Annotated in this window: 26 protein-coding genes; 17 read left to right on the top strand and 9 right to left on the bottom strand. The window is 66.8% G+C overall.

The window, feature by feature from the left end; all coding sequences use genetic code 11:
- Window positions 1-86: 86 nt before the first annotated feature.
- From P2T65_RS08990 to P2T65_RS08980, 3 genes are read right to left on the bottom strand one after another with little or no spacing between them, the layout of a single operon-like run.
- Window positions 87-299 carry a DUF2783 domain-containing protein gene (locus P2T65_RS08990; RefSeq protein WP_055458158.1) on the bottom strand — a complete coding sequence of 71 codons (213 nt, stop codon included), beginning with the start codon at window positions 297-299 and terminating at the stop codon, window positions 87-89.
- Window positions 287-1,888 (bottom strand): FAD-dependent oxidoreductase, encoded by a 1,602-nt coding sequence (locus tag P2T65_RS08985; protein ID WP_276199618.1) that lies wholly within the window; start codon window positions 1,886-1,888, stop codon window positions 287-289. Before P2T65_RS08985 ends, P2T65_RS08990 begins: the two co-directional genes overlap by 13 nt.
- A 20-nt stretch (window positions 1,889-1,908) precedes the next feature.
- Window positions 1,909-2,868, bottom strand: a complete 960-nt coding sequence (locus tag P2T65_RS08980; RefSeq protein WP_276199617.1) for an MBL fold metallo-hydrolase — start codon at window positions 2,866-2,868, stop codon at window positions 1,909-1,911.
- Window positions 2,869-3,002: 134 nt separating this feature from the next.
- On the opposite strand from P2T65_RS08980, the gene P2T65_RS08975 reads away from it, so the two are divergent.
- The 7 genes from P2T65_RS08975 (at window position 3,003) to P2T65_RS08945 (ending at window position 9,228) form a co-directional block, all read left to right on the top strand.
- Window positions 3,003-3,740 (top strand): LuxR C-terminal-related transcriptional regulator, encoded by a 738-nt coding sequence (locus tag P2T65_RS08975; RefSeq protein WP_055458160.1) that lies wholly within the window; start codon window positions 3,003-3,005, stop codon window positions 3,738-3,740.
- Window positions 3,741-3,941: 201 nt separating this feature from the next.
- On the top strand, window positions 3,942-5,153 hold the full coding sequence (fahA, locus tag P2T65_RS08970; protein ID WP_055458161.1) for a fumarylacetoacetase: 1,212 nt from the start codon (window positions 3,942-3,944) through the stop codon (window positions 5,151-5,153).
- Between the two features lie 5 nt (window positions 5,154-5,158).
- Window positions 5,159-5,836: a maleylacetoacetate isomerase gene (gene maiA / locus P2T65_RS08965; RefSeq protein ID WP_071923843.1), complete on the top strand. Its 678-nt coding sequence runs from the start codon at window positions 5,159-5,161 to the stop codon at window positions 5,834-5,836.
- A complete protein-coding gene (locus P2T65_RS08960; protein ID WP_276199616.1) occupies window positions 5,833-6,837 on the top strand; it encodes a TRAP transporter substrate-binding protein in 1,005 nt (334 codons plus the stop codon). The genes maiA and P2T65_RS08960 overlap by 4 nt, the downstream gene beginning before the upstream one ends.
- On the top strand, window positions 6,834-7,349 hold the full coding sequence (locus P2T65_RS08955) for a TRAP transporter small permease (protein ID WP_245282524.1): 516 nt from the start codon (window positions 6,834-6,836) through the stop codon (window positions 7,347-7,349). The genes P2T65_RS08960 and P2T65_RS08955 overlap by 4 nt, the downstream gene beginning before the upstream one ends.
- Window positions 7,346-8,656 carry a TRAP transporter large permease gene (locus tag P2T65_RS08950; protein ID WP_055458165.1) on the top strand — a complete coding sequence of 437 codons (1,311 nt, stop codon included), beginning with the start codon at window positions 7,346-7,348 and terminating at the stop codon, window positions 8,654-8,656. Before P2T65_RS08955 ends, P2T65_RS08950 begins: the two co-directional genes overlap by 4 nt.
- An 80-nt stretch (window positions 8,657-8,736) precedes the next feature.
- Window positions 8,737-9,228, top strand: a complete 492-nt coding sequence (locus P2T65_RS08945) for a MarR family transcriptional regulator (RefSeq protein WP_055458166.1) — start codon at window positions 8,737-8,739, stop codon at window positions 9,226-9,228.
- A gap of 2 nt (window positions 9,229-9,230) precedes the next feature.
- Here the strand turns inward: P2T65_RS08945 and P2T65_RS08940 are convergent, their stop codons facing one another.
- A complete protein-coding gene (locus P2T65_RS08940; RefSeq protein ID WP_063185026.1) occupies window positions 9,231-9,656 on the bottom strand; it encodes a MarR family winged helix-turn-helix transcriptional regulator in 426 nt (141 codons plus the stop codon).
- Between the two features lie 177 nt (window positions 9,657-9,833).
- On the opposite strand from P2T65_RS08940, the gene hmgA reads away from it, so the two are divergent.
- Window positions 9,834-11,174, top strand: coding sequence for a homogentisate 1,2-dioxygenase (gene hmgA, locus P2T65_RS08935; RefSeq protein ID WP_276199641.1), 1,341 nt, complete (start codon window positions 9,834-9,836; stop codon window positions 11,172-11,174).
- A gap of 98 nt (window positions 11,175-11,272) precedes the next feature.
- Here the strand turns inward: hmgA and yghX are convergent, their stop codons facing one another.
- From yghX to P2T65_RS08920, 3 genes are all read right to left on the bottom strand, one after another.
- Window positions 11,273-12,187 (bottom strand): YghX family hydrolase, encoded by a 915-nt coding sequence (gene yghX, locus P2T65_RS08930; protein WP_276199615.1) that lies wholly within the window; start codon window positions 12,185-12,187, stop codon window positions 11,273-11,275.
- 193 nt (window positions 12,188-12,380) lie between these two features.
- Window positions 12,381-13,676: an L-rhamnose catabolism isomerase gene (gene rhaI, locus P2T65_RS08925; protein ID WP_276199614.1), complete on the bottom strand. Its 1,296-nt coding sequence runs from the start codon at window positions 13,674-13,676 to the stop codon at window positions 12,381-12,383.
- A gap of 133 nt (window positions 13,677-13,809) precedes the next feature.
- Complete coding sequence (locus tag P2T65_RS08920; protein WP_276199640.1) at window positions 13,810-15,906, bottom strand: bifunctional rhamnulose-1-phosphate aldolase/short-chain dehydrogenase; 2,097 nt, start codon at window positions 15,904-15,906, stop codon at window positions 13,810-13,812.
- A gap of 255 nt (window positions 15,907-16,161) precedes the next feature.
- Here P2T65_RS08920 and P2T65_RS08915 point away from each other — a divergent pair, with 255 nt between their 5' ends.
- The 7 genes from P2T65_RS08915 to P2T65_RS08885 all read left to right on the top strand — a co-directional run bounded on the left by P2T65_RS08915 (window position 16,162) and on the right by P2T65_RS08885 (window position 23,570).
- Window positions 16,162-16,974: a DeoR/GlpR family DNA-binding transcription regulator gene (locus P2T65_RS08915; protein ID WP_019404178.1), complete on the top strand. Its 813-nt coding sequence runs from the start codon at window positions 16,162-16,164 to the stop codon at window positions 16,972-16,974.
- A 38-nt stretch (window positions 16,975-17,012) separates the two neighbouring features.
- Complete coding sequence (gene rhaS, locus P2T65_RS08910; protein ID WP_276199613.1) at window positions 17,013-18,008, top strand: rhamnose ABC transporter substrate-binding protein; 996 nt, start codon at window positions 17,013-17,015, stop codon at window positions 18,006-18,008.
- A gap of 132 nt (window positions 18,009-18,140) precedes the next feature.
- On the top strand, window positions 18,141-19,658 hold the full coding sequence (locus P2T65_RS08905) for a sugar ABC transporter ATP-binding protein (RefSeq protein ID WP_276199612.1): 1,518 nt from the start codon (window positions 18,141-18,143) through the stop codon (window positions 19,656-19,658).
- Window positions 19,659-19,837: 179 nt separating this feature from the next.
- Window positions 19,838-20,848 (top strand): ABC transporter permease, encoded by a 1,011-nt coding sequence (locus tag P2T65_RS08900; protein ID WP_276199639.1) that lies wholly within the window; start codon window positions 19,838-19,840, stop codon window positions 20,846-20,848.
- The gene (locus tag P2T65_RS08895; protein WP_276199611.1) at window positions 20,845-21,885 is read left to right on the top strand and encodes an ABC transporter permease; all 1,041 of its coding nucleotides are present in this window, start codon (window positions 20,845-20,847) and stop codon (window positions 21,883-21,885) included. Before P2T65_RS08900 ends, P2T65_RS08895 begins: the two co-directional genes overlap by 4 nt.
- On the top strand, window positions 21,882-22,205 hold the full coding sequence (gene rhaM, locus P2T65_RS08890; RefSeq protein WP_055458174.1) for an L-rhamnose mutarotase: 324 nt from the start codon (window positions 21,882-21,884) through the stop codon (window positions 22,203-22,205). Before P2T65_RS08895 ends, rhaM begins: the two co-directional genes overlap by 4 nt.
- 3 nt (window positions 22,206-22,208) lie before the next feature.
- The gene (locus P2T65_RS08885; RefSeq protein ID WP_276199610.1) at window positions 22,209-23,570 is read left to right on the top strand and encodes an FGGY-family carbohydrate kinase; all 1,362 of its coding nucleotides are present in this window, start codon (window positions 22,209-22,211) and stop codon (window positions 23,568-23,570) included.
- 13 nt (window positions 23,571-23,583) lie between these two features.
- On the opposite strand, the gene P2T65_RS08880 is transcribed toward P2T65_RS08885, so the two are convergent.
- A complete protein-coding gene (locus P2T65_RS08880; RefSeq protein WP_276199609.1) occupies window positions 23,584-23,976 on the bottom strand; it encodes a GFA family protein in 393 nt (130 codons plus the stop codon).
- Window positions 23,977-24,091: 115 nt separating this feature from the next.
- On the bottom strand, window positions 24,092-24,910 hold the full coding sequence (locus tag P2T65_RS08875; RefSeq protein WP_055458476.1) for an IclR family transcriptional regulator: 819 nt from the start codon (window positions 24,908-24,910) through the stop codon (window positions 24,092-24,094).
- A 155-nt stretch (window positions 24,911-25,065) separates the two neighbouring features.
- Here P2T65_RS08875 and P2T65_RS08870 point away from each other — a divergent pair, with 155 nt between their 5' ends.
- Complete coding sequence (locus tag P2T65_RS08870; RefSeq protein WP_276199608.1) at window positions 25,066-26,118, top strand: ABC transporter ATP-binding protein; 1,053 nt, start codon at window positions 25,066-25,068, stop codon at window positions 26,116-26,118.
- The gene (locus tag P2T65_RS08865; RefSeq protein WP_055458178.1) at window positions 26,115-26,966 is read left to right on the top strand and encodes an ABC transporter permease; all 852 of its coding nucleotides are present in this window, start codon (window positions 26,115-26,117) and stop codon (window positions 26,964-26,966) included. Before P2T65_RS08870 ends, P2T65_RS08865 begins: the two co-directional genes overlap by 4 nt.
- Window positions 26,967-26,970 lie beyond the last annotated feature (4 nt).

Here is a 26,970-nt window from a genome sequence, read left to right as displayed (position 1 = left end):
CGGCGTGAAACGAACCTTGCCCGGCGCAGACGCCGGCTCCATGGGTCGCAGGTGCCGGTACGCCGCTTGGGGCGGAAGCGTCGGCCTCACGACTGGCGGCTTTGAGGGCCAGTCTGCCGGCTGATGGCAATGGCCTCGCCGATGACCTCGGGATCGCCGATATGGTTGATGAGCGCCAGGACCAGGCGGGACCAGGTCTTCAGGCTTTCAGCCTCGCTCAAGCCATCGTGCAGACGCACGAGCCGTTCGTAGATGTCGTCCGGGTTGGACAGGTTGGGGGCGGTGATCAGTTGCGCCATGTCTCTCGTCCCATGTCTGCCGCGCGACCCATGGCGCGGGCGAGTGCTGCTGCGATCTTCGTCGCATCCGGCCGTTTCCAGCGGGCCGCGACATACTGGTCGGGACGCACCAGGCAGGCGGCTCCCTCCTCAAGCGACAGGCGGTCGGCGGCCATCCCGGTGACGGGCACGACCCGCAGCCCGGCCGGTACGTCGCCCCGCCAGCCGCGGGTCAGGAGTACAAAGTCGTCGCCCAGCTGATCTAGCAGCCAGCCGTCGCCGTGGGGGGCGTCCAGCATCGGGCTGCCGGGGGGCACGCCGCCTCGCCAGTCGTCCTCGTCCTGGGTCGAGAGCCGGCTTGCGGGATAGCTCACCGGCGTCGACAGCCGGCCGGAGTTCACGAAGGGGCGGGCGAAGGCATGGTCATGCGCCAGTTCCAGCACCGCATCGCGCAGCGCCCGGCTCGCCGTCGATTTCGGCGTCAGGAAATCGGTCGATCGGGTCGAGTTCAGGATGTTCTCGTCCGCCGTGACGGTCGCCTCCTCGTTATAGGTCTCGATCAGTTCCTCGCCGGCCTTGCCGCGCAGGACGAGATCGAGCTTCCAGCCGAGGTTGTCGATATCGGCGAAGCCGCCGTTGCAGCCCCGGGCCCCGAAGGGCGAGACGAGATGGGCTGCGTCGCCGGCGAAGACGGTCCGGCCGTGGACGAAGCGTGCCATGCGGCGGCACTGGAAGGTGTAGACGCTGTACCATTCTCGCTCGAAGGCGACGTCCTCACCGAGCATGGCGCGGATATAGGGCTCCACGTTCTCGGGGCGGATGGCCGCCTCGCGGTCGATGTTCCAGCCGAGCTGGAAGTCGAGCCGCCAGACGTCGTCGGGCTGGCGGTGCATCAGTGCCGACTTGCCGGGGTTGAAGGGCGGATCGAACCAGAACCAGCGCTCGCAAGGCATCTCGCGGTTCTTCATGCGGATGTCGGCGATCAGGAAGTTGTCCTCGAAGACGCGCCCCTCGAAATCGAGCCCCAGCCGATCGCGCACGGTCGAGCGCGAGCCGTCGCAGGCGATCAGCCATTCCGTCCGGAGCCTGTAGCGACCGTCGGCGGTCGCGATCTCCAGCGCGACACCGTCGTTCGCGGGCTTAACGCCCTCGACCGTGTGGCCCCAGCGGATCTCGACATTGGGCAAGGCGCTGAGCCCGTCGAGCAGATATTCCTCGAGATAGTACTGCTGGAGATTGATGAAGCCGGGACGCTTCTGGTCCTTCACCGGCAGCATGTCGAACTGGTAGACGGGGGTATCGTTCGCGCCCCAGAAGACCTTGCCGACATTCCAGGTCACGCCCTTTTCCACGACCGGGTCGCCCACGCCGAGGCGGTCTAGAATGTCCAGCGAGCGCTTTGAGAAGCAGATCGCTTTCGAGCAATGCGCGATGTAGTCCAGCTTGGTCACGACCGTCACCGGATGGCCGCGGCGGCCGAGGTCGAGCGCCATGGCAAGGCCCACCGGCCCGGCCCCAACGATCACGACGCGGGCGCGATCCTCTGGTGCAGCGGGGGCAGGGGTGGCGCCGATCTTCTTGTACACGGGGATGCCCTGAGCATTCACCATGATGTCCTCCCGACCACCGGTCAGCCCTGCAGCTTGGCCCAGACCTCGCGATCGCGCTCGGCCGTCCAGATGCGCGGATGCTCGATGCCGTCGTATTCGTCCCACAGGCGCTGCACGTCGAAGGGCAGGCAATGTTCGAAGATCGGCCACGAGCCGAATTCGGGCGCGAGGGCGTCGCGGGTGGCCTCGAAGGCTTCCTTCAAACTGCCGCCCGCCTTGTGGACGCGCCCGACGTTCTCGATCATGCCGTTCAGGAACTTACGGGTCTGTTCGACCGCCGCATCGGTCTCCGCGACGCCGCGCGCCACGGCGCCGCGCCCGCCGATCAGGTTCTCGGCGCGGTAGGCCTTGACGTTGTCGAGCGTCTTGCCGACCCAGTCGAAATGATAGGCATCGCCCGTGTAGAGCGCGGCCTTTGCTTCGACGAGGTCGCCCGCATAGAGCGTGCGCGTCTTATCGTGCCATACGGTGATGTCGCCGCCGGTATGACCGCGGCCCAGGAAGCGCAGCGCGAGCCGGCCGCGCCCGCCGCCGAGCTCGATGTCGTATTCGCTCTCGAAGGTGATCGTCGGCCAGGTCAGGCCACGCACCTCTTCGGCATTCTTGGCGAGGCGCGGCATGCGGCCGAACTCGCTCTTCCAGTCCTCCTCGCCGCGCTCCGCCACCAGATCGCGGGAGGCGCGGGACATGATGATGTCCTGTGCTTCGAAGGCGCTGGCGCCCAGCACACGCACGGCGTGATAGTGGGTGAGGATGAGGTAGCGGACCGGCTTGTCGGTATGCTCGCGCAGGATCTTCAGCCAGTCGCGCGAGGCCGCCGGCGTGGCGCGCGACTCGATGGCGACGACGAAATCCTCCCCCTCGACGGCGCCGACATTGGGATCGCCCTCGGCAGTCAGCGCATAGACGCCGTCGGCGAGAATCTCGAGCGTGTCGGTCTTGCGGGCGGTGTCGGCTGAGGATGCGAACGGCTTGCCCATGGTTGTCTCCTCTTCCATGCTTCCGGCTGGAATGTCTTCGAAATAATTTCTAATGAAACGATCGCGGGCTGTATGTCATTAGGTCTGACGACAGCGACCGGCGCCTTGCGACGGCGAGGGAAGAGAAGGGACCCATGTCTTCGGCCGGCTTGATCGACCCGGACCGCGCCGCGGCCTTGCTCGATACGCGCGATCCGGCGGTGTTTTCGGACCGCCTGCTCGAGGCCGCGCACACGGTCGCCGGGATCGAGGAGCTCTTCGCCTTTCGCGTCGGCGAGGGTGCGCCCGAGACGCTGGCCTTGTCCAGCGAGCTGGCCGAAGCACCCGAGCGGGCGGGGGCCTATGCGCGACGCTTTCATCGCAGCGACCCCGCCGTTTCCGCGCGCCTCGCGGCACGCCAGGGAACCGGCTTCGTCTGCCGCATTCCCGCCGCTGCGATCGCGCTCGGCACCTACCGCAGGCTCTGTTTCGAGCGCCCGCGCTTCTCGGAGAAGATCTGCTTCGGCTGGCGCGCGCCCGCGCACAGCCTCGTGGTGAACTTCTACCTGCGCCGGACAGGGGCCGAGGTGGACATGGCGCAGCTCGGCGCGCTGGCGCAGGTCGCCATCACCGGACTGACGCGCCTGATGCGACAGCGTGCCGAGGGCGCTCCGCTCGTGCAGCAGGTGGAGCGCCGCCTGGCCGAAGCCCATCGCAGGCTGACCCCGCGCGAGCGCGAGGTCTGCGCCCGCACGCTCGCCGGCCGGACGGCGCGTGAGATCGGCGAGGAACTGGGGCTGGGGGTCGGGACGGTGCTGACCTATCGCCAGCGCGCCTATCAGAAGCTCGGCGTATCGAAGGCGAACGATCTGCTCGCCGCCGTCATCGAGTGACGGCGGGCGCGGATCGCCCGGTTTTTCAAGTGGTTGTGCATTTTCGCCCGGTCCATCGTTGCCGCTTGTCACCGCGCCTCGGCAAGAGTGTTGTTGCAAATGAAACGAAAAGTGAGGTAGGAGAGTCGCACCACGACGATCTGCCGCCGCGCCGCCGAGGCGTGCCTGCGAGTGCAGACACACCAGGGAGATACGACGCCGATGGCCGGGAAGCCGTTGCGCAGCTGGGTGCCGGCAGCGAATGCGGACGATTGCGATTTTCCCATCCAGAACCTGCCCTATGGCGTGTTTTCCACGCGGGGCGGGGCGCCGCGCTGCGGTGTCGCCATCGGCGACATGATCGTCGATATGGCGGCGTGCGAGGCGCGGGGTCTTGTTGATGCCGGCGGCACCTTTGCGCAGCCGCAGTTGAACGAGTTCATCGCTCTGGGGCGCGGCAAGTGGGACGAGGTGCGCGCCAGACTGACGGCGCTCCTCGCTGAAGGCGGCGACGAGAGCCTGCCGCTCGTGCCGATGGCGGCAGCGCGGATGCATCTGCCGATCCGGGTGACCGAGTTCACCGATTTCTATGCCTCGAAGAACCACGCCTTCAACGTGGGCGTGCTGTTCCGCGGGCCCGAGAATGCGCTGCCGCCGCAATGGACGCACATGCCGATCGGCTACAACGGGCGGGCGTCCTCGGTCGTGGTCTCGGGCACGCCGATCCGGCGGCCGATGGGACAGGTCAGGGGAGAGGACGGGCCGGTCTGGAGCCGCTGCCGGCGGCTGGACCTCGAGCTGGAGCTCGGCGCCATCGTCGGCGCCGACAGCCGCATGGGCGAGCGTGTCAGCGTCGAGGAGGCCGAGGCGATGATCTTCGGCTATGTGCTGCTGAACGACTGGTCGGCCCGCGACATCCAGGCCTGGGAATACCAGCCCCTCGGCCCGTTCCAGTCGAAGGCGCTCGGGACCACCATCGGCGCATGGGTGGTGACGCAGGCCGCGCTCGAGCCGTTCCGCTGCCAGGGGGCCGAGCGGGTTGCACCGCTGTTGCCCTATCTGCGTGAGGAGCGCCCCGGCTTCTATGACCTCATCGTCGGCTGGACCATGAATGGCCAGGCGATGGGAAGGACGAACTACAACGTCATGTACTATTCGAGCGCCCAGCAACTGGCGCATCACACGGTATCGGGCTGTCCGATGCGGGTGGGCGACCTCATCGGCTCCGGCACGATCTCGGGGCCGACCCTCGGCGAGACAGGGGCGCTGCTGGAGATGACGCAGGGCGGCAAGAACCCTGTCGTTGTCAACGGCGAGGAGCGCACCTTCATTGAGGATGGCGACGAGATCGGGCTCTATGCCTATGCTCGGGGCGATGGCTACCGCATCGGTTTTGGCCCCTGCACGGGGCGCATCCTGCCGGCGCAGGAGTGAGTGCGATGGCGGCCGCACGGGTGCTACTGCACGACTACTGGCGCTCTTCCGCCTCCTTCCGGGTGCGAATCGCCCTCGCGCTCAAGGGCATCGCCTATGAACGCGCACCGGTGGATCTGGTCGCGGGGGTGCAGCATGGTGCAGCGCATCGGGCGCTGAACCCGCAGGGGCTGGTGCCCGTGCTGGAGATCGACGGCCTCCGGCTGACACAGTCGCTGGCGATCCTCGAATATCTCGAGGAGACCCGGCCCGAGCCGCCGCTGCTGCCGCGGGACGCAGGCGCACGCGCGCATGTGCGGGCACTGGCCCTGGCGATCGCTTGCGAGATCCACCCGGTTTCGAACCTTGCCGTGCTGGCGCGGGTGGAGCGGCTGGCAGGGAGCGAGGCCCGGGCAGCCTGGAACCGCGACAACATCGCCGAGGGTCTCGCCGCCTTCGAGCAGATGCTTGACCATCCGGGCTTCGCCGGCCGCTTCTGTCACGGCGAGCAGCCGGGCCTCGCCGACTGCGTGCTCATCCCGCAACTCTACAACGCTGCGCGCTGGGGCGTCGCTTTCGGCCATTTGCCGCGCATCTCGGTCGTGGCGCGCGCCTGCGAGACCGTGCCCGCCTTCGCCGAAGCCCATCCGGACAAATTCGACCCTTCGCGGGAGACGAAGGGCATTCAGGGAGAGAAACCATGAAATCGCTGAAGCTGGCTCTCACCGGGCTCATCCTGTCGTCGGCACCGCTGATGGCGGAAGAGCTCATCATGTCATCGTGGCTGCCGCCCAAGCACCCCATCGTCGTGAATGCCTTCGAGCCCTGGGCCAAGGAGGTGGAGAAGGTCACCGAGGGCCGCGTGAGCGTGCGGATCATGGGTAAGCCGCTCGGCAGCCCGCCGGCGCATTTCGACATGGCGCGCGACGGCATCGCTGACATCACCTACGGGCTGCATTCCTTTACCGAGGACGACCGCTTCAAGCGCGCCCGCCTGGGGCAGTTCAGTTTCCTCGGCGACGACGCCATCGCCAATTCCAAGGCCTACTGGACGATCTACGGCGGCAAGCTGGACGCGGCGAGCGAGCACAAGGGCACACATCTGCTCGGCCTCTTCATGCACGGCCCCGGCCTGCTGCACAACAACAAGCGCAAGATCGAGAAGCCCGAGGACATGGCCGGCCTGAAGCTGCGTGTGCCGGGCGGCTATGTCGGCGATCTCGTCTCGGCGTTGAAGGCGACACCGCTCTTCATGTCCTCGCCGGAGGTCTACGAGAAGCTGTCGCGCGGCGTGATCGACGGGGTGGCTTTCACCTACGAGGCGATGACGGCGTTCAACCTCGTCGACTACATCAAATATTCCATGACCGTGCCGGGCGGCATCTACAACACCACCTGGTTCTTTGTCATCAACGAAGCCAAGTGGAACGGCCTGTCGGAGAAGGACCGCGCCGCCATCGATGCGATTTCCGGTGAAGCCTTCGCCGAGCGCGTCGGTCGGGCTTGGAACGATGCCGACGTCGTCGCCCAAAAGAAGGTCGGGGACAAGGTTCTCTTCTACAAGGCCAGCCCCGAGGTGGTCGCGGCCCTGCGCGAGGCGGCCGCCAAGCTGGAAAAGGCGTGGGCGGACAGCCTCGGCAACGACTATGACGGCGCCGCCGCCTTGGCCGAGTTCCGCGAGATGACCGGGGTCGGAAGCGAATGAGCCGTTCCGGCCCCATGGCCGACGATCCGCCCCCGGACATGATCCCCGGGCGGAGCCAGCATCGGCAGGCGGGCTGGTACCGTCTGCTCGCAGGCATCGCGGCCCTGCTGATCCTGATGCTGATCGGCGTCACCTGTATCGATGTCGTCGGCCGCTATCTGCTGAACCGGCCCTTCGGCGGTGCCTATGAACTGACGCAGATGCTGCTCGCGGCGCTCGTCTTCATGGCGCTGCCGCTGACAAGTGCCGACGGCGGCCACGTCGAAGTGGACCTTGCGCTGCATCTCGTCCCGCGCGGTTTCCAGCGCCTGCTGGGCCGGCTCGCCGGCCTCGTCTCGGCGGTGGTGCTCGCCTATTTCGCCTGGCGGCTGATTGCAATCGGCATGGATCAGCTGCGCGAGGGCACACGCAGTGCCTCGCTTGCCGTGCCGATGGCGCCGCTCGCCTTCCTGGCGGCGGTGAGCTGCGCGGTCTCGGCCCTCGTCATGGTCTTGCGGCGGGAGGAGCCATGACCATTTCCCTGATCGCCTTCGCCATCCTGCTCGTCATGGTCTTCGCTCGCATCCCCATAGCCTTCGCGATGGCCATCGTGGGCGGCGTTGGCTTCGCGCTGCTGCGCGGCTGGGGCCCGGCGGGGGCCATGGTGGGCAACGCGGTCTTCGAGACCGGGCTCAACTATTCGCTGTCCGTGGTGCCGCTGTTCATCTTCATGGGCAACGTGCTGGCCGGATCAGGCATCGCCCAGGGCCTGTTCTCCGCCGCGGACCGGGTCTTCGGGCGGATGCGCGGCGGGCTCGCCATGGCCACGGTCCTGTCCTGCGGCGGCTTTTCGGCGGTGTGCGGATCGTCGCTCGCCACAGCGGCGACGATGTCCAAGGTGACGATGCCGTCGATGCGCCGCTTCGGCTATGCCGACAGCCTGGCGACCGGTGCCATCGCCGCGGGCGGCACGCTCGGCATCCTGATCCCGCCCTCGGTCGTGCTGATCATCTTCGGCCTCCTGACCGAGGCCGATATCGGCAAGCTGTTCCTCGCGGGCATCATCCCCGGTATCGTCGGCATCGTCGGCTACCTGCTCGCCGTGATGGTCGCGGTGCGGCTCAACCCGGAACAGGCGCCGCCAGTGCGCGAGGTGCATCCGATGACGCGGCGCGACGCCGTCAGCGTGGCCGCGGTGCTTGGGCTCTTCGCCTTCATCATGACAGGCATCTATGGCGGGCTCTTCACGCCCATCGAGGCGGCCGGCATGGGCGCTGCCGCCGCTCTGGCGATCGCCTTCGCAACGGGTGGCCTTGCCCGTGCCGCGCTGTGGCGCGCCTTCCTCGACAGCGCCACCGCCTCGGCGATGATCTTCGCCATCATCATCGGCGCCGAGATCTTCAGCAATTTCGTGACCTTTGCGGGCCTGCCCGACAGCCTCTCGACCATGGTCGAAAATCTCGGCCTGTCACCATGGGCGGTGCTTCTCGCAATCGTGCTGATCTACATCGTCCTCGGCTGCTTTCTCGAAAGCCTGTCGATGATCCTGCTGACGGTGCCAGTCTTCTATCCGCTCGTCTCGGAACTCGATTTCGGGCTCGCCATCCTGCAGGATCGGGAAGCGGTCCTCATCTGGTTCGCCATCATTGTCGTCGTGGTGACCGAGATCAGCCTGATCACGCCCCCGATCGGCATGAATGTATTCGTGCTGCGCTCGGTTCTGCCCGACGTGCCGCTACGCACCATCTTCCGCGGGGTCTACGTCTTCTGGATGGCCGACATCGTCCGCCTGGCGCTGATCATCGGCCTGCCGGCGCTGTCGCTCTATCTCGTCACCTGACGCGGGGCAGGGCGGTTGATTTCGGGCAAGGCGCCAAGCATCCCTACCATCCGAACTATCTGTCTCTTCCGGCGGTCCTCATGCGCATCGAGCTCTTCTTTCCCTATCGCCTTGCGGTCGTCGCCGAGGCCTTCTCGCGCCAGCTCGCCGCCGTCTACGGCCGTGAGCACGGGCTCTCCCGGGAGGAATGGCGGCTACTCTTCCTCCTGGAGGACGCCGGGGTGCTCGATTCGCTACAGCTGTCGCAGCGCACGTCACTCGGAAAGGTGCAGGTCAGTCGCGCGGCTTCGCGGCTCGAAGAGAAGGGGTTGATCACGCGCGAAGTGCTGGGATCGGACCGGCGGTTGCGAAACTATGCCATCACCGATGTGGGGCGGGATCTGTTCCAGCGGGCCTTCGGCGGCGTCGAGGCCCGCGCGCAGGAAATCCTTAACGCCATGTCGGCTCAAGATCGCGCTGCGCTGGAGCGGGGCATCACGGCATTGGACCAGGCGATCGCCGCGGTAACGGAGCCCGAAAAGGGACGCGGTGCCAGTTTCCCGCGCCCGGGGCCATCGCCCCGCAAGGAATGAGGTCAGACGCCTCGCGCGATCAGGCGGTCGAGGGCTCTGTCCAGCCCCGCCGCGTCGGGGCCGAGTTCGGCGAGGAGTTCGGCCTGGAAGGCATCGGCGATACGGCCGAGGCGGCCCATCAGCTCCTGCCCTTTCGGCGTCAGTTCCAGCGCGATCAGCCGCCGGTCTCCTGAGTGACCGGCCTTGCGTACGAGCCCAGCCTGTTGGAGGCGCGATGCGGCCCGGCTGACGATCGACTTGTCGAGATTCACCCGCACATTGATGTCGCGCACGCTGACCGCGCCCGAGCGGTTGAGATGTGCCAGCACCCGCCACTCCGGGATGGTCAGCCCCGCTTCGGCGCCATACAGCGCGGCGAAGCGACGGCTGACCAGGGTCGCGGCGACTGACAGGCGATAGGGCAGAAATCCCTCCAGATCGAACGACATGCGCTGCTCCTCTTTCACCGAATATGAGCGGAAATTTGTTGCGGCGACAACAAAGGGCGGCCCGGTCGGGAGGGGCAGTTGACATCGTTGCAATAGTAACGATAATTCGTTGTAAATGCAACGAGTGTGGATCGCGCTGGGAGAGAAACGATGACGAAGCATGAGTTGCCGCGCGGCATGGTCCGGGCAACGATCACCACCGGCACGCACGAGGGCTACATGCCCGGCTTCGGCAACGACTTCGAGACCGAGGCGCTGCCGGGCGCGCTGCCACAGGGGCAGAACTCGCCGCAGAAATGCAATTACGGGCTTTATGCCGAGCAGCTCTCCGGCACCGCCTTCACCGCGCCGCGCGGCCAGAACGAGCGGACCTGGTGCTATCGCATCCGCCCCTCCGTCCGGCATACCGGCGCCTTCGCCGAGATTTCGGTGCCTTACTGGAAGACCGCGCCGAATATCCTGCCCGGCGTCGTCAGCCTTGGCCAGTATCGCTGGGATCCGGTGCCGCTGCCCGCGGCGGACGAGGACCTGACCTGGATCACCGGGATGCGCACCATGACGACGGCGGGCGACGTGAACACCCAGGTCGGCATGGCGAGCCACATCTATCTCGTCACCCGCTCTATGGAGGACGAATATTTCTTCTCCGCCGACAGCGAGATCCTGGTCGTGCCCCAGGAGGGCCGGTTGCGCTTCTGTACCGAGCTTGGCGTCATCGATCTCGAGCCCAAGGAGATCGCCATCATCCCGCGCGGTCTCGTCTACCGCGTCGAGGTGCTGGAGGGGCCGGCGCGCGGCTTCGTATGCGAGAACTACGGCCAGAAGTTCGACCTGCCGAACCGTGGCCCGATCGGCGCCAACTGCCTGGCGAACCCGCGTGATTTCAAGACGCCCGTGGCGGCCTTCGAGGACCGCGAGGCGCGCTCGCGGGTCATCATCAAGTGGTGCGGGCGCTTCCACGAGACCTGGATCGACCATTCACCGCTCGATGTGGTCGCCTGGCACGGCAACTACTGCCCCTGCAAATACGACCTGCGCACCTACAGCCCGGTCGGCGCCATTCTCTTCGATCATCCGGACCCGTCGATTTTCACGGTGCTCACGGCGCCTTCGGGGCAGGAGGGGACGGCCAACATCGACTTCGTGCTGTTCCGCGAGCGCTGGATGGTGGCCGAGCACAGCTTCCGCCCGCCCTGGTATCACAAGAACATCATGTCCGAGCTGATGGGCAACATCTACGGCATCTACGACGCCAAGCCACAGGGCTTCGCGCCGGGCGGCATGAGTCTGCACAACTGCATGCTGCCGCACGGGCCGGATCGCAACGCCTTCGAGGGGGCCTCCAATGCCGAATTGAAGCCCGAGAAGCTGGACGAGACCATGAGCTTCATGTTCGAGACCCGCTTTCCGCAGCATCTGACGGAATTCGCCGCGAAGGAGGCCCCGATGCAGCAGGACTACATCGAGGTCTGGCAGCAGCTCGAGAAGAAGTTCGACGGCACGCCAGGCGTGAAGTGACGGCGAGCGGATCACTCTACTCTCGTCGCCGCCAATGATCTCTTGAAGCCGGGATCAGCACCCGGCGCCGAGCCGAAAGACGTGCGCCGGGGCGGGGCTCAGTTCAGGTGACGGTTGAACCAGTCGATGGTGCGTTCCCACGCCAGCTTGGCCGCCGCTTCGTCGTAGCGTGGTGTCGAATCGTTGTGGAATCCGTGGTTCGTGCCCGGATAGACATGTGCCTCATAGATCTTGCCGTGCTGCTTCAGCGCCGCCTCGTAGGCCGGCCAGCCGGCGTTGACATTGTCGTCGTGCTCGGCGAAGTGCAGCAGGAGCGGCGCCTTGATCCTGGGTACATCCTCCACCGGCGCCTGCCGCCCATAGAAGGGGACCGCCGCCGCGAGTTCTGGATAGGCCACGGCGGCCGCATTCGACACGCCGCCTCCGTAGCAGAAGCCGACGATGCCGATCTTGCCGGTGGTCAGTTCATGGTCGTCCAGAAATTCGATCGCCGCGAAGAAGTCGTTCATCAGCTTCGTCGGGTCGACCTGACGTTGCAGTTCGCGCCCGTTCTCGTCGTTGCCGGGATAGCCGCCGACTGACGTCAGCCCATCGGGCGCGAGCGCCACGAACCCCGCCTTGGCCAGCCGGCGGGCAACATCCTCGATATAGGGATTGAGGCCGCGATTCTCGTGTACCACGACCACCCCCGGCACTGGGTCCGTGGCCTTTGACGGCCGCACCAGATAGCCGCGTACCTCTCCGTGCCCGTTGGGGGAGGGATAGGTGATATATTCCGCGACGATGTCGGGATCGGTGAAGGCCACCTGCTGGGCCAGGGCATAGTCCGGGCTGAGCATGGCAAGAAGCGTCGCGGCCGTCATTCCCCCGACCGCAAACTTGCCCGCCCTGTCGAGGAATTCGCGCTTGGTGATCCGCCCGTGAGCATAGAAGTCGTAGAGCTCGAGCAGTTCCTGCGGAAAGTCTTTGGCTGTCAGTCTCACCGTCGTGCCTCCCTGAAATTGCCGGCGCATGATAGAGCGTTCCGGACAAGCGGGAGGTCACGCTTGCGCTATCGTCACGGCTGCCCACCGGCATGAAGGCCTGCGATGATAGAAGGCCGGCGAAATGAGCGGCAGCAGTGTCACCGGCGTCAAGGCCGCGGAAGCTCATGGGCCGTGACCGCGGGCCCTCCGTCCTGACGGGACGCGCCCGGCGATCCCGCGGTCAGACGATGCCGCCGCCGCCCGACGCGACGGCCGGGCGCTGTTCAGCCACCTTGCGGCGATAGCCGCTCGCTCGATAGGCGGCGATCGGATCGATGGCGCCGCCGGTCCTCAACCGTGCCTGGGCCAGGATAGGCTCGACATCGGTGCGGAAGGCGGCCTTCAGCGTCTCGGACGCCATGAGCGCGTCGTTGTCCTCCTGGAATGTATCAAGCGCCGCCCGGTCGACGATCAGCGCCTGGGCATAAGCGCGCCGGATCTCATTGGCGCTGCGCATCAGACTTTCCACCGGATCGGTGACATTGTGCGACTGGTCGATCATATGCGCCGGGGCGAAGCCTTCGGCGCGCCGCTCCTCCGCATCGACCAACTCGTTGAAGACGAGGAAGAGCCGGAACGGGTCGATGGATCCGGCGTCGAGGTCGTCGTCGCCGTATTTCGAGTCGTTGAAGTGGAAACCACCCAGCTTCCCGAACTGGATGAGGCGGGCGACGATCATCTCGATGTTGACGTTCGGCGCATGGTGGCCGAGGTCGACGAGGCAGAAGGCCTTCTCCCCGAGCTCGGTGGCGATGAGATAGTTGGTGCCCCAGTCCTGCACGACCGTCGAATAGAAGGCCGGCTCGTACATCTTGTGTTCGGTGAACAGACGCCAGTTCGCGGGCAGATGCTGATAGATGGCTTTCATGGAATCGAGATAGCGTTCGAAGCTCCGGGTGAAATGCGACTGGCCCGGGAAGTTCGACCCGTCGCCGATCCACACCGTCAGAGCCTTGGAGCCGAGCGCACGGCCGATTTCGATACATTCGATGTTGTGTTCGACCGCCTGCCGGCGTGTCGCCGCGTCGGTGTGGCTGAGGGAGCCGAACTTGTAGCTCTTCTCCTGTCCCGGCGCGTCGGAGAAGGTATTGGAATTCATGGCGTCGAAGCCGAGTCCAAGGGCATCCGCATGGGCCTTGAGGCGGCGCGGATCGTCCACCTTGTCCCACGGGATGTGCAGGGAGACCGTGGGCGTGGCACGGGTCAGCTGATGAATGACGGCGCAGTCGTCGAGCTTGTCGAAGATGTCATGCGGCTCGCCCGGAGCGGGAAAACGTGCAAAGCGCGTGCCGCCGGTGCCGACGCCCCAGGAGGGCACGGCGACGTGGAAGCTGGCGACCTTCTGCGTGATGACCTCGATGTCGATGCCGTCGCGGTCGAGCTTCTCGCCGAGCGTCGCGTAATCGGCGTTCAGCGCAGCGGCGCGTCTGTCGTTGTCGGCGGCGACCACGTCGGCCGCGATGCGCTGTTCCGTCATGATGTGCTCCCGCGTGCCTTTGGTGTCTTAAAGGGTGGCAACTTGGCCAGATCGCCGCCACTCCCTGTCCGCCCAGGCAGGGAGAGGGAGTTACGGCGTCTGCGTTTTGGGGCTAACGCTCCCAACCGTTTTCTCACCGCGTGAATGAGGTCGCGTTGCCCGCATCCACGTTGATGATGTTGCCGGTCGACTTCGCCGAGGCGTCCGAGGCGAGGAAGTAGATCGCCTCGGCGATATCCTCGGGAAAGACGTTGAGCTTCAGGAGCGAGCGCTTGCGATAGTGCTCCTCCAGTTCATCCACGGCGAGGTTGGAGGAGGCGGCGCGCTGCTCGCGCCATTCGCCCGACCAGATCTTGGAGCCGCGCAGCACCGCATCCGGATTGACCGTATTGACCCGGATGCCGGCTTCGGCCCCTTCCAGCGCCAGGCAGCGGGCAAGGTGGATCTCGGCCGCCTTCGCCGTGCAATAGGCCGCAGCATTGGGCGAGGAGGCGAGGCCGTTCTTCGACGAGACGAAGACGACGGTGCCGCCGAGCCCCTGGCGGCGGAAGAGGCGGAAGGCTTCGCGCGAGACGAGGAAATAGCCCGTCGCGAGGATGTCGATGTTGCGGTTCCACATGGCAAGGTCCGTCTCCTCCACCGGGGCGGAGGAGGCGATGCCGGCATTGGAAACGAGGATGTCGAGGCCACCGAATTCGATGCAGGCGCTGCGGAAGGCGGCGATCACCTCGTCCTCGCGGGTGACGTCCAGCGTCACGCCGCGCACGGCATCGCGACTGAAGCGGCCGGCAAACTCCTCGACCGTCGCATTCAGAGCTGCCGCGTCGATGTCCGCGAGCACGATCGAGGCCCCTTCGCTGGCGAGGCGCGCCGCTGTGGCGCGGCCGATGCCGCCCGCGCCGCCGGTGATGAAGGCGACACGGCCGGCGAGGCTCCTGGGCTTGGGCATGCGCTGGAGCTTCGCTTCCTCCAGCAGCCAGTATTCGATGTCGAAGGCCTCCTGCTCCGGCAGGCCCCGGTATTCGGACACGGCCGAGGCGCCGCACATCACATTGATGGCGTTGACGTAGAACTCGCCGGCGATGCGGGCGGTCGCCTTGTCGTGCGCGAAGGACAGCATGCCGACGCCGGGCACGAGGAAGATCACCGGGTTGGGATCGCGCATCTTCGGGCTGTCCGGCCGCCGGCAGCCCTCGTAATAGCGCGTGTAGTCGACACGATAGGCGTCGAGTGCCTCGTCGAGCCCGGCGACGACGGCGTCGAGGTCGGGCGCCCGGGGGTCGAAATCGAGCACCAGCGGGCGAATCTTGGTGCGCAGGAAATGGTCCGGACAGCTGGTGCCGAGTGCGGCAAGCGGCTTCAGGGCGGCGGAGTTGACGAAATCGAGCACCGCCTGCTGATCGTCGAAATGGCCGAGCTTGCGCTCCACCTTGCCGATGCGCCCGCGGATCTCGGGCATCAGCCGCGCCGCGATCGCCCGACGCTCGGCCGGCGGCAGGCTCGTCGTAACCGCGCCGCCGAAGGCGGGCCGGTCTGCCGTCCTCTCGGCGAACCAGGCGATGGCCTTGTTGATGACGCTGAGCGTCAGTTCGTAGACGTCCTTCGCCGTGTCCGCCCAGGTGAAGAGGCCGTGGCTTTCGAGCACGACGCCTTTGGCGCGCGGGTTGGCGCGGGCGAAGGCTTCGAGATCGAGGCCGAGCTGGAAGCCTGGGCGCCGCCACGGCAACCAGCCAATCTCGTCGCCGAAGATTTCCCGCGTCAGGACGCGCGAGTCCTTCGATGCGGCGATGGCGATGATCGCGTCCGGGTGCATGTGGTCGACGTGCCGATAGGGCAGGAAGCCGTGCAGCGGCGTGTCGATGGAGGCGGCGCGCGGGTTGAGGTTGAAGGTGGCGTGCGGCAGGAGGCCGACCATGCGGTCCTCGTCCTCGATGCCTCTGTAGAGGCTCTTCAGCGCCGTGAGCTTGTCGAGATAAAGCGTGGCGAAGCCATCGCGCTTCATGGTGCCGACGTCGCCGCCGGACCCCTTGACCCACAGTACCTCGACCTTTTCGCCCGTCAGCGGGTCCGTCTCCATCACCTTGGCCGAGGTGTTGCCGCCGCCGTAGTTGGTGATCCGCTTGTCGGCGCCGAGCAGGTTGGAGCGGTAGAGCAGCAGCCCCGGCTCGTCGAGGCCGGCCGCCGCGCTATCGTCCCAGAGATTGTCCAGCAGCTTCGTTTTCGGTGCGATGTCCACGGGGGTCCCTCGTGCCTTCTCGGGGATGGGCGAACGGCCTCAGAATTCGGGCGGAAGCATCGACAGGCCCTCCGGCCTTGTCAACCAGATTTGATCATGAACGATCATTATCAATCATATTGCAACGCAGCAAGATCGATTGTGATTGACGATGGCTCGAAAATGGTCAAGCCTTGCCTCCGGCTTGCGCGAAGCTGAATGGTCCTCGACCGTTCTCATCCCTCTTTCCGCGCAGATCCATGAGGCACCATGCACGAACGTGAGAGGCACCGGATCATTCTGAGCGCGGTTCAGGAGAAGCCGGTGGCGACCATTCAGGATCTCGTCGAGCTCACCTCCGCTTCGGAGGCAACGATCCGCCGCGACATCGCGGCGCTGCATGTGCAGGGCCGCTTGAGGCGCGTGCGCGGCGGGGCGGAGGCGCTCAATCCGGCGCATATCGGCAGCCTCGCTGCCAAGCCCTTCCGCGTGTCCGAGGGCGAGCACCTGGCGCAGAAGCGGGCGATTGCCCGCGAGGCCGTGGCCCTGTGCACGGACGGCGACCCCATCATCCTCAATGGCGGCACCACCACCTTCCAGATGGTGCATTATCTGACGAGCCGGCGCCTGCAGGTCTTCACCAATTCCTTCGCTATCGCGGAGCATCTGGTGAAGCACTCGAAGAACCAGGTGACCTTGCCGGGCGGGGCGATCTACCGCGACCAGAGCATCATCCTGTCGCCCTTCGACAATGACGTGACGCGCAACTTCTACGCCCGGCGCATGTTCATGGGCGCGCAGGGCGTCGGGCCAATCGGCGTGATGGAGCGGGACGCGCTCATCATCCAGGCGGAGCAGAAGCTGATCAACCAGGCGGACGAGCTGGTGCTGATGGTCGATTCGAGCAAGTTCTCGCGCCGCTCCAGTCTCATTCTTTGCCCGCTCGAGCGCGTCTCGACGCTGATCACAGACGACGGCATCCCGGATGCCGCCCGCGCCATGATCGAGGATGCGGGCATCAGGCTCATCGTCGCCGCAACGACGGCGGCGGAACAGGCGGTGGAACCCTCGTCGGCGGCGTGACGCCGGCGAAACAACAAGAGCCAATTGGGAGGAAAACGATGAAATTGTTCGCCAGACTCGCCCTCGGCACAGCGCTCGGGCTCGCTCTCTTCACGGGGGTGGCCAGCGCCGGGACCGTCAAGATCGGCCTCGTGGTCAAGTCCCTCGGCAACGGCTTCTTCGAGGCTGCCAACAAGGGCGCGCAGGAGGCGGCCAAGGAGCTCGGCGACGTCGAGGTGATCTATACCGGGCCGACGAGCACGACCGCCGAGGGCCAGATCGAGGTCATCAACGCCCTGATCGCCCAGAAGGTCGACGCCATCGCCGTCTCGGCCAACGACCCCGACGCGGTCGTGCCGGCGCTGAAGAAGGCGATGCAGCGCGGCATCAAGGTCATCTCCTGGGATTCGGCGGTCGGCAAGGACGGGCGCATCCTGCACCTCAATCCGTCCTCCAACGAGCTCATCGGCAACATGTGCCTGAAGCTCGCCGCCGCGCACCTGCCGGACGGCAAGGGCGACTTCGCCATTCTCTCGGCCACCACCACCTCGACGAACCAGAACACCTGGATCGCCGAGATGAAGAAGCAGCTGCCGAAATATCCGGGCCTCAACCTCGTCACCACGGTCTATGGCGACGACCTCGCCGACAAGAGCTACCGCGAGGCGCAAGGCCTCCTCTCCACCCATCCCAACGTCAAGGTCATCGTCGCCCCGACGACGGTCGGCGTGCTCGCCGCCTCGCAGGCGGTGAAGGATGCGGGCAAGATCGGCGAGGTCTTCGTCACCGGCCTCGGCCTGCCGTCGGAGATGGCGGGCGCTGTGCATTCCGGCGCGACGAAGGAATTCGCCATCTGGAACCCGATCGACCTCGGCTATTCGGCGACGCAGATCGCCTACCGCCTCGTGAAGAAGGAGAGCGACGGCAAGCCAGGCTCCGAGATCGACGCCGGCCGCATGGGCAAGATCAAGATCGGCGCCGACGGCGAGGCCGCCATGGCCGATCCCTTCGTCTACGACAAGAGCAACGTCGACGAGTTCGCCAAGATCTTCTGATCGGGCGGGGCTGAGGCTCCGGCGGCCGAAGCCGTAGCCGGCCGGAGCCCTCTCCCCGCACGCGGGGAGAGGGAGCTAGCCACCGGCGCTCCATTTGCTCCTCTGATCACGCATTACGCGGCAGGACTGTCCATGTCGGTCGTTGAAGCGGTCGCCGAGCCGGCCCATCCCCTCCTGGAGATGCGTGGCATCTCGAAGTCCTTCCCGGGCGTCAAGGCGCTCGACGGGGTCGATGTCGCTCTTTACGCCGGCACCGTCACCGCGCTCATCGGGGAGAACGGCGCCGGCAAGTCGACGCTGGTCAAGGTTCTCACCGGCATCTACCAGCCGGACGCCGGCGACATTCTCGTCGACGGGGCGCCGGTCCGTTTTGCCGATGCCCAGGCGGCGATGCGCGCGGGCATCACCGCCATCCACCAGGAGACGGTGCTGTTCGACGAACTGACGGTGGCCGAGAACATCTTTCTCGGCCATGCGCCGAAGTCACGCCTCGGCCTCGTCGACTGGGCGGCGATGCGGGCGCGCGCCGGGGCGCTGCTGCACTCCATTGATGCGCCGATCAGCCCCTATGCGCGGCTGAAGGACCTCTCCATCGCCCAGCGCCATCTCGTCGCCATCGCACGGGCGCTGTCCGTCGAGGCGCGGGTCGTCATCATGGACGAGCCGACGGCGGCGCTCTCCTACAAGGAGGTGGAAGACCTCTTCCGCATCATCGAGCAGCTGAAGGGGCAGGGAAAGGCGATCCTCTTCATCAGCCACAAGTTCGAGGAGGTCTACGAGATCGCGGAACGCTTCGTGGTCTTCCGCGACGGCCGCTCGGTCGGGGCAGGGCGTCTCGCCGAGACGGGGCAGGACGAGATCGTGCGCATGATGGTCGGCCGTTCGGTCGAGCACGTCTTCCCGAAGGCGGAGGTCGCCATCGGCGGGCCGGTGCTCGAGGTTGCGGGCTATTCGCACCCGACCGAATTCGCCGACATCTCCTTCACGCTGAGGCGCGGCGAGATCCTCGGCCTCTACGGCCTCGTCGGCGCCGGGCGCTCCGAGTTCTGCCAGGCGCTGTTCGGCATCACCCGCCCGAGCGCCGGGCGCCTCGCGCTGGAGGGCAGGGCGCTCACCGTCCGCTCGCCGCAGGATGCGATCGCCGCCGGCATTGTCTACGTGCCGGAGGAGCGCGGGCGGCACGGGGCCGTGCTGCCGATGCCGATCTTCCAGAACGTCTCCATGGCCGTGCTCGGCCGGACGACGCGGGCGGGCTTCCTGCGCCTCGCCGAGGAATTCGCGCTCGCCCGCCGCTATGCCGAGCGGCTCGACCTGCGCGCGGCAGCTCTATCCGTGCCGGTCGGCACGCTGTCGGGTGGCAACCAGCAGAAGGTCGTCATCGCCAAATGGCTGGCGACATTGCCGAAGGTCATCATCCTCGACGAGCCGACGAAGGGCATCGACATCGGCTCCAAGGCCGCCGTGCACGCCTTCATGAGCGAGCTCGCAGCCGAGGGCCTGTCGGTCATCATGGTCTCGTCGGAACTGCCCGAGATCCTCGGCATGTCGGACCGCGTGATGGTGATGCGCGAGGGCCGCCTGGCAGGCATCTGGGAGCGTGACGGGCTCGACGCCGAGACCCTGGTGCGCGCGGCAACGGGTAATGCGTGAGGGCGAGACAGCCATGATCCCAAAGCACCGGCCGGTACCTCTCAGGCGTCATGCCCGCGCTCGTCGCGGGCATCCACGGCTCGCCGGCCACGCGACATCAACGGCGTGGACGGCCGCGACACGCGCGGCCATGACGAGAGCCGCAGCTTGAGAAGGATAAACGAAGGCACGGCATGATGATGAGCCGCATCCTGAAATACCGGGAGCTTCTGCTGGGGGCGATCATCCTCGCCCTCATCGCGGCCTTCAGCCTGCGCGCACCCGGATTCGCAACACCGAGAAACCTCGCCGGCATCTTCAACGACACCTCGATCCTCATCATCCTGGCGCTCGGCCAGATGGCAGTGATCCTGACGAAGTCGATCGACCTCTCGGTCGCGGCCAATCTTGCCTTCACGGGCATGGCGGTGGCGATGCTGAACGCTGCCTATCCCGGCATCCCGCTGCCGCTGCTGATCGCGGCTGCGATGGCCATCGGCGCCGTGCTCGGAGCCGTCAACGGCTTCATGGTGTGGATCATCGGCATTCCCCCGATCGTCGCCACGCTGGGAACGCTCACCATCTACCGTGGCCTTGCGTTCGTCCTCTCCGGGGGGACGTGGGTCAACCAGACGCAGATGACGAGCGCCTTTCTCGACACACCGCGCATTCTGCTACTTGGCCTGCCGCTCAACGGCTGGACAGCGCTGCTCGTCATCGCCGTCATTGCCGTCGTCTTCATGCGCACGGGCTTCGGCCGCGCGCTCTACGCCTCGGGCGGCAACCCGACGGCGGCGCTCTATGCCGGCATCGACGTGGGGCGCACGCGCTTCTTCGCCTTCGTCCTGTCGGGAACGCTCGCCGGGCTCTGCGGCTACCTGTGGGTGGCGCGCTATGCCGTCGCCTATGTCGACATCGCTGCCGGCTTCGAGCTCGACACGGTGGCGGCCTGCGTCATCGGCGGCATCTCGACGCTCGGGGGCATCGGCTCCGTGGCCGGGGCGGTGCTCGGGGCGCTCTTTCTTGGCATCATCAAGAATGCGCTGCCGGTGATCAACATCTCGCCCTTCTGGCAGATGGCCATCTCCGGCCTCGTCATCATCGTCGCCGTGATCTTCAACGCGCGACAGGAACGGCGAAAGGGACGGCTCATCCTGCGCGATGCGGCCCGCAGTCCCGCGCCTGCCGCAGCGGAGGGAGCCGCCGCATGAGCACCATGCCTCTCGACAAGCCAACCGTGCGACGCATTCCCGACAAGCTGTCGACGCCCACCGCGCGCCTTCTCGGCAGCTGGGAGAGCCTGCTGGCGGCCGTGGCGATCGCGATCTTCTTCGCCAATTCGCTGGCGTCGCCGCATTTTCTCGATCCTTGGAACCTGTCGGACGCCACCTACAACTTCACCGAGAAGGCGATGATCGCCTTCGCGATGACGCTGCTCATCATCTCCGGCGAGATCGACCTGTCGGTTGCCGCCATCATCGCGCTCGCCTCGACCGCCATGGGCGCGGCAGCGCAGATGGGCTTCGGCGCGCCGGCGCTCGTGGGCATCGGGCTCGGCGTCGGGCTCCTGTGCGGGGCCTTCAACGGCCTGCTCGTGGCACGCATCGGCCTGCCGTCGATCGTCGTCACCATCGGCACCATGAGCCTCTTCCGCGGCATTGCGCAGATCGTGCTGGGCGACAAGGCCTACGGCGGCTATCCGGCCGACTTCGCGTGGTTCGGCCAGGGCTACATGTCCGATCTCTCCTGGTGGCCATCATGGCCGGGGTTCGAGGTGGTGACCTTCGAGATGGTCGCCTTCCTCGTCTTCGCGCTCCTCTTCGGCGTCCTGCTGCACATGACCGCCTTCGGCCGGCGCATCTATGCCATCGGCAACAACGCCTTCGCTGCGGAGTTCTCCGGCATCCCGGTCAGGCGCACCAAGTTCGTCCTCTTCCTCCTGACGGGCCTCATGAGCGGGGTCGCGGCCGTGTGCCTCACCTCGCGCCTCGGCTCGACGCGCCATTCGATCGCGGCAGGCTGGGAGCTCGAGATCATCACCGTGACGGTGCTCGGCGGCGTCAGCATCCTCGGCGGCTCCGGCAGCATCGGCGGCGTCGTGCTCGCGGCCATCGTCATGGGGCTCGTCACCTTCGGCCTCGGGCTGCTCAACGTGCCCGGCATCGTCATGTCGATCTTCACGGGCCTTCTGCTCATCCTCGTGATCGCGCTGCCCATCGTCGTTCGCCGCCTCAGGGCTTCGTCATGACCGGAAAAGAGAAATACGCCTTCAAGATGCAGCTCAACCCGGGCATGGAGGCGGAATACCGCCGCCGGCACGACGCCATCTGGCCGGAGCTGCTGGCGCTCCTGAAGGAAGCTGGCATCGAGGACTATTCCATCCACCTCGACCCGGAGACGAACATCCTCTTCGGCGTGCTGTGGCGGCGGGAGGACCATGGCATGGACGACCTGCCGAACCACCCCGTGATGCAGCGCTGGTGGGCCCACATGGCCGACCTCATGGTGACGAACCCCGACCATTCGCCGGTGGCGAAGCCCCTCGTCACCGTCTTTCACATGGCCTGATCCATGTACGTTGCAGTGCTCGACGTCGGCAAAACGAACGTCAAGGCGGTCGTGGTCGACACGGCGACCGGCCGTGAACTTGCGGCGCGCACCCGGCCCAACCGGGTGCTGACGGAAGGGCCTTATCCCCATTTCGATGTCGATGGCATCTTCGCCTTCTTCATCGAGGCGCTGCGGGAGCTCTACGCCACGCTCGGCTTCGCGGCGATCTCGCTCACCGCTCACGGAGCCTGCGGCGCGCTCTTGAGCGACGAAGGCTTGGCGCTGCCGGTGCTCGACTACGAACATCGCTATCCGGCCGAGATCGAGGCTGCCTATGACACGATCCGGCCGCCCTTTGCCGAAACCTTCTCGCCGCGCCTGGCGGGCGGGCTCAACCTCGGCGCCCAGTTCCACTACCTGAAGTCCGCTTTTCCCCAGGCCTTCGCCAAGGTGCGCAGCATCGTCACTTGGCCTCAATACTGGGGCTGGCGGCTGACGGGTGTCGCCGCCTGCGACGTCACCTCGGTCGGCTGCCACACGGACCTGTGGCGGCCGCATGAAGGGCGCTTGTCGTCACTCGTCGAGCGGCTCGGCATGGCCGGCCGGCTCGCACCCGTGCGGCGGCCGTCGGACGTCCTCGGCCCGGTCGCGGCCAACATCGCGCGGCAGATCGGTCTCGATCGGCCGGTGCCGGTCCATTGCGGCATCCACGATTCCAATGCATCGCTGCTGCCGCACCTCGACCGCGAGCCGCCGTTCGCGGTTGTCTCGACGGGGACCTGGGTCGTGACCTTCGCCGTCGGCGGCGATCTCGCCCGGCTCGATCCGGCGCGCGACACGCTGGCCAATGTCGATGCCTTCGGCCGCGCCGTGCCATCGGCCCGTTTCATGGGCGGGCGCGAATTCGAGATCCTGACCGGCGGAAGCGGGCAGGGGACGTCCGCCGCCCTGGCGCGCGTCATCGGCGAGCCCATCCTCGTCATGCCCGGAGTGGTGCCAGACTGCGGGCCGTTCCCACGGACAGACGGCCGGCCCACCGCGTCCCTGCAGGGTCTCGACGCGGACGAGGCTCATGTGGCCGCCTCGCTGTATACGGCCATGATGACGAAGACCTGCCTCGATCTGACCGGTGCCGCCGGACCGGTCATCGTGGAGGGGCCGTTTGCCCGCAACCGCCTCTTCTGCGAGGCGCTGGCCGAGGCGGCGGGCCGTCCCGTCATGCCGATGGCGGGAGCGACGGGCACGAGCGTGGGCGCAGCGCTGCTGGCGACAGGCGCGCCGACGACGCCACCGGTGCCCGAAGCCGTCGTCGCGCCCGGCTCGCTGCCGGCGGGGTTTGCATCCTATCGAGCCGAGTGGGAGCAGGCGGCGCAGGCACGATAGATGAGCCTCTCGGCTACTCCTCGAAGCGACCCGTGTTGTCCCGGTCGCGCTCATATCGTCTCTTGAGCGGAAATGGGGGCAGCCAGGACTCGCGGCGGATGATCCAGCTTTCGTAGGTCGGCGTCAGCTGGTCGGAGGCATCGAGCGATCCGAGGTTCACTTCGACTTCATCACCGGTGCGCGCGAAAACGGACGAGCCGCAGCGGGGGCAGAAGAACCGCCCGGCATAGTCCCGTGTTTCGCCGTCGATCGTCACGGCATCTTGAGGGAATATGGCGGACGCGTGGAAAAGCGCCCCGTGATGCTTGCGGCAGTCAAGGCAGTGGCAAAGGCCGACGCGGTAGGGGCGCCCTGATGCCACAATTCGGACATTGCCGCACAGACAACCGCCGGTGAACCGGTCCATGCCGTGTCTCCTTCAGATCGAACGGCTCGTCTGTCTACAACGAGCGCGGTCAGCCGTCGATGAAGAGCCTTCCATCCGGGACGAGGATACGATTTGCGCGGAATGCCGCCGTCCTTCACGTCTCGACATTGCTCAGGCTGCGCGAGGGATAGCGCAGCGACACGTCGAACGGGTTGAGGCCGGCGGCCAGCGTGGCCGCCTCCGCCTGCAGGATGTGCACCACGCTCGGCAGGCGCTGCGGCCCGAGCCGCTCGGCGAGCGTGCCGACGCTGAGCGCCGCCACGGGCCGGCCCTGGGCGTCGATGACCGGCACGCCGACGCCCGCCATGCCGGGGATGAGGCCGGTGTTGAGATTGACCCAGCCCTGGCGCCGCGCCTCGGCGAGCGCCGTCCTGAGTCCCGCCTCGTCGAGAAAGCCGCGGTCGAGAAGGCGGGGGACGTTGAAGCGGATCACCTCCTCCTGCTCCGCCTCCGGCAGATGGGCGAGAATGGCGAGGCTGCCCTGGCCGAGGCCGAGCGGCACCCGCCCGCCGATATCGCCGGTGAACGAACGGATGGGGAAGGGGCCCTCCACCCTGTCGAGGCAGACGGCATCATAGCCGTGCCGAACCAGGAGGAAGATCGTGTCGCTCAAGGTGGCGGCGAGGCGCAGCAACACCGGCCGGGCGAGGTCGCGGATGCCGCTGCCCTGCCCGGCCTTCGCCGCCAAGACGAAGAAGTCGAGCGACAGGCGATAGCGCTTGCCGCCCGCCGCCTGCTCGACGAAGCCCTCCGCCATCAGGTCCTGCAGCGCCCGGTGCGCCGTCGGCTGGCTGCAGCGGGCCGCCTCGGCGATGTCCTTCAGCCGCATCCCGTCGGCATCGCTGGTGGCGACGATGCGCAGCAGACCGAGCGCGCGGCGGAGGCTGGAGGTGGTCGGCGCGTCTTCCATCATTCGCATAATGAAAAAAGCAAAGGAAAAGAATGGCAAAAATTTCATATATCAGAATTATGTCAAGATAAATTCATATGAATGAAATTTGGCATTGACCAGGCTCTGCCGCATGCCGCCTCCTTGTGGCAGCGTGACGGTGTGAGGCAGGGCGGGGCATGGGTTTCCTGACGCTCGAAGGAGTGAGCAAGGTCTACGGCGGGCTCGCCGCCGTGCGCGACGTCGATCTGGCGGTGGCCAGGGGCGAATTCGTCTCGCTGCTCGGGCCTTCCGGCTGCGGCAAGACGACGACCCTGCAGATGATCGCCGGGCTGGTGGAGCCGACGGCCGGGCGCATCGGCCTCGACGGGCGCGACATTACCCGCGAGAAGCCGAACCGCCGCGGCCTCGGCGTCGTCTTCCAGAGTTACGCGCTCTTTCCGCACATGACGGTGGCTGAAAACGTCGCCTTCGGCCTCGAGATGCGCAAGGTGCCGCGCGCCGAGCGCGACAGGCGCGTCGCCGAGATGCTCGCGCTCGTCCACCTCGCCAATCTGGCGGAGCGCTATCCGCGCCAGCTCTCCGGCGGCCAGCGCCAGCGCGTCGCCATCGCGCGCGCCCTCGTCATCGCCCCGCCCGTGCTGCTGCTCGACGAGCCCTTGTCCAACCTTGACGCCAAGCTGCGCGAGGAAATGCAGTTCGAGCTGCGGCGCATCCAGCGCAGCGTCGGCACCACCACCATCATGGTGACGCACGACCAGGCCGAGGCCTTGTCCATCAGCGACCGGGTCGTGGTGATGGAAGCCGGGCGCATGACGCAGATCGACGCGCCCTATCGTCTCTACGAGCAGCCGGCGACGGCTTTCATCTCGACCTTCGTCGGCAAGATGAACCGGCTTGCCGGGGTCTGGGGTGACGGCGGCGTGGCGGTCGCCGGCACGGTGCTGGCCAGTGCGCCGGCCGATGTCGCCGCCGGGACGGCGGTGACGGCCTGGATCCGCCCCGAAAAGCTCCACCTGCGCCCTAGGGGCGAGGGGCGCCTCGCCGGGCGGGTGGCGAGCCGTTTCTTCCTCGGCGGGCACTGGCTCCTCACGGTCGGGACCGAGGCCGGCGACATTCTGGTCTCGGTACCGAACACGGGCGAGGAGCCGGCGCGCGAGGGCGAGCCGATCGGTCTCGACTGGGAGCCGGCCAGCCTGCGCGTCGAAGCCGGCGCCGGGGCCGCCGCATGAACCGGTCGGTCGCCACGCCCCTGATGCTCGCGTCGCCTGGCGCGGTGCTGTTCGCTGGGCTCGTCATTGTCCCGCTCGTGCTGACGCTGATCCTGTCCTTCCTCGCCTATGACCACGGCACCGGCATCAAGGACAGCTGGACGCTGGCGCATTACATGCACGTGCTGTCCGACAGCTACTATCTCGGCATCTTCTGGCGCACGCTGCGGCTCGCGGCGCTGACGACGCTGATCTGCGCCCTCATCGGCGCACCGGAGGCCTATATCCTCTCGCGCATGCGGAGCCCGTGGCGCTCCGTCTTCCTGCTCGTCATCATCGGGCCATTGCTCGTGTCGGTTGTCGTGCGGGCTTTCGGCTGGAGCATGCTGCTCGGCTCCACCGGCCTCGTGAACGCGGCGCTCGCCGCCGTCGGCCTCGGCCCGGTGCGGCTGCTCTATACCGAGACGGCGATCGTCATCGCCCTCGTCCACGTCATGCTGCCGTTCATGGTCATCCCTGTGTGGACGGCGCTGCAGAAGCTCGACCCCATGGTCGAGGCGGCGGCCTGGACGCTGGGGGCCTCGCGCTTCTCCGCCCTGCGCCGCGTGGTCATGCCGCAGGTGTCCATGGGGCTTCTCTCCGGCAGCCTCATCGTCTTCGGCCTGTCGGCGAGCGCCTTCGCCATCCCGGGCCTGCTCGGCGGACGGCGGCTCAAGATGGCGGCGACGCTCGTCTATGACGAATACATGCACGAGCTCAACTGGCCGCTGGGTGCCGCCATCGCCATCCTCGTGCTCGTTGCCAACCTCGTCATCATGCTCGCCTACAACAGGGCCGTCGAAGCGCGCGCCCGCCGCATGCTCGGGTGAGGCC

Source organism: Chelatococcus sp. XZ-Ab1 (assembly GCF_029309855.1).
In the GTDB taxonomy this organism is placed as follows: Bacteria; Pseudomonadota; Alphaproteobacteria; order Rhizobiales; family Beijerinckiaceae; genus Chelatococcus_A; species Chelatococcus_A sambhunathii.
The sequence above is the reverse complement of the archived record's forward strand: the minus strand, read 5'-3'. Positions and strand labels throughout refer to the sequence as shown.

Bases quoted from the DNA above. Each gene is read 5' to 3' on its own strand.
- P2T65_RS08940 (WP_063185026.1), bottom strand. From the start codon at position 9,656: ATGTCGTTCGATCTGGAGGGATTTCTGCCCTATCGCCTGTCAGTCGCC.
- P2T65_RS08880 (WP_276199609.1), bottom strand. From the start codon at position 23,976: ATGGACCGGTTCACCGGCGGTTGTCTGTGCGGCAATGTCCGAATTGTG.
- P2T65_RS08875 (WP_055458476.1), bottom strand. From the start codon at position 24,910: ATGATGGAAGACGCGCCGACCACCTCCAGCCTCCGCCGCGCGCTCGGT.
- P2T65_RS08960 (WP_276199616.1), top strand. From the start codon at position 5,833: ATGAAATCGCTGAAGCTGGCTCTCACCGGGCTCATCCTGTCGTCGGCA.
- P2T65_RS08900 (WP_276199639.1), top strand. From the start codon at position 19,838: ATGAGCCGCATCCTGAAATACCGGGAGCTTCTGCTGGGGGCGATCATC.
- P2T65_RS08955 (WP_245282524.1), top strand. From the start codon at position 6,834: ATGAGCCGTTCCGGCCCCATGGCCGACGATCCGCCCCCGGACATGATC.
- rhaI (WP_276199614.1), bottom strand. From the start codon at position 13,676: ATGACGGAACAGCGCATCGCGGCCGACGTGGTCGCCGCCGACAACGAC.
- P2T65_RS08885 (WP_276199610.1), top strand. From the start codon at position 22,209: ATGTACGTTGCAGTGCTCGACGTCGGCAAAACGAACGTCAAGGCGGTC.
- P2T65_RS08950 (WP_055458165.1), top strand. From the start codon at position 7,346: ATGACCATTTCCCTGATCGCCTTCGCCATCCTGCTCGTCATGGTCTTC.
- P2T65_RS08975 (WP_055458160.1), top strand. From the start codon at position 3,003: ATGTCTTCGGCCGGCTTGATCGACCCGGACCGCGCCGCGGCCTTGCTC.
- fahA (WP_055458161.1), top strand. From the start codon at position 3,942: ATGGCCGGGAAGCCGTTGCGCAGCTGGGTGCCGGCAGCGAATGCGGAC.
- P2T65_RS08915 (WP_019404178.1), top strand. From the start codon at position 16,162: ATGCACGAACGTGAGAGGCACCGGATCATTCTGAGCGCGGTTCAGGAG.
- P2T65_RS08980 (WP_276199617.1), bottom strand. From the start codon at position 2,868: ATGGGCAAGCCGTTCGCATCCTCAGCCGACACCGCCCGCAAGACCGAC.
- P2T65_RS08990 (WP_055458158.1), bottom strand. From the start codon at position 299: ATGGCGCAACTGATCACCGCCCCCAACCTGTCCAACCCGGACGACATC.
- hmgA (WP_276199641.1), top strand. From the start codon at position 9,834: ATGGTCCGGGCAACGATCACCACCGGCACGCACGAGGGCTACATGCCC.
- P2T65_RS08945 (WP_055458166.1), top strand. From the start codon at position 8,737: ATGCGCATCGAGCTCTTCTTTCCCTATCGCCTTGCGGTCGTCGCCGAG.
- rhaS (WP_276199613.1), top strand. From the start codon at position 17,013: ATGAAATTGTTCGCCAGACTCGCCCTCGGCACAGCGCTCGGGCTCGCT.
- maiA (WP_071923843.1), top strand. From the start codon at position 5,159: ATGGCGGCCGCACGGGTGCTACTGCACGACTACTGGCGCTCTTCCGCC.
- P2T65_RS08985 (WP_276199618.1), bottom strand. From the start codon at position 1,888: ATGGTGAATGCTCAGGGCATCCCCGTGTACAAGAAGATCGGCGCCACC.
- P2T65_RS08870 (WP_276199608.1), top strand. From the start codon at position 25,066: ATGGGTTTCCTGACGCTCGAAGGAGTGAGCAAGGTCTACGGCGGGCTC.
- P2T65_RS08905 (WP_276199612.1), top strand. From the start codon at position 18,141: ATGTCGGTCGTTGAAGCGGTCGCCGAGCCGGCCCATCCCCTCCTGGAG.
- P2T65_RS08865 (WP_055458178.1), top strand. From the start codon at position 26,115: ATGAACCGGTCGGTCGCCACGCCCCTGATGCTCGCGTCGCCTGGCGCG.
- rhaM (WP_055458174.1), top strand. From the start codon at position 21,882: ATGACCGGAAAAGAGAAATACGCCTTCAAGATGCAGCTCAACCCGGGC.
- P2T65_RS08895 (WP_276199611.1), top strand. From the start codon at position 20,845: ATGAGCACCATGCCTCTCGACAAGCCAACCGTGCGACGCATTCCCGAC.
- yghX (WP_276199615.1), bottom strand. From the start codon at position 12,187: ATGCGCCGGCAATTTCAGGGAGGCACGACGGTGAGACTGACAGCCAAA.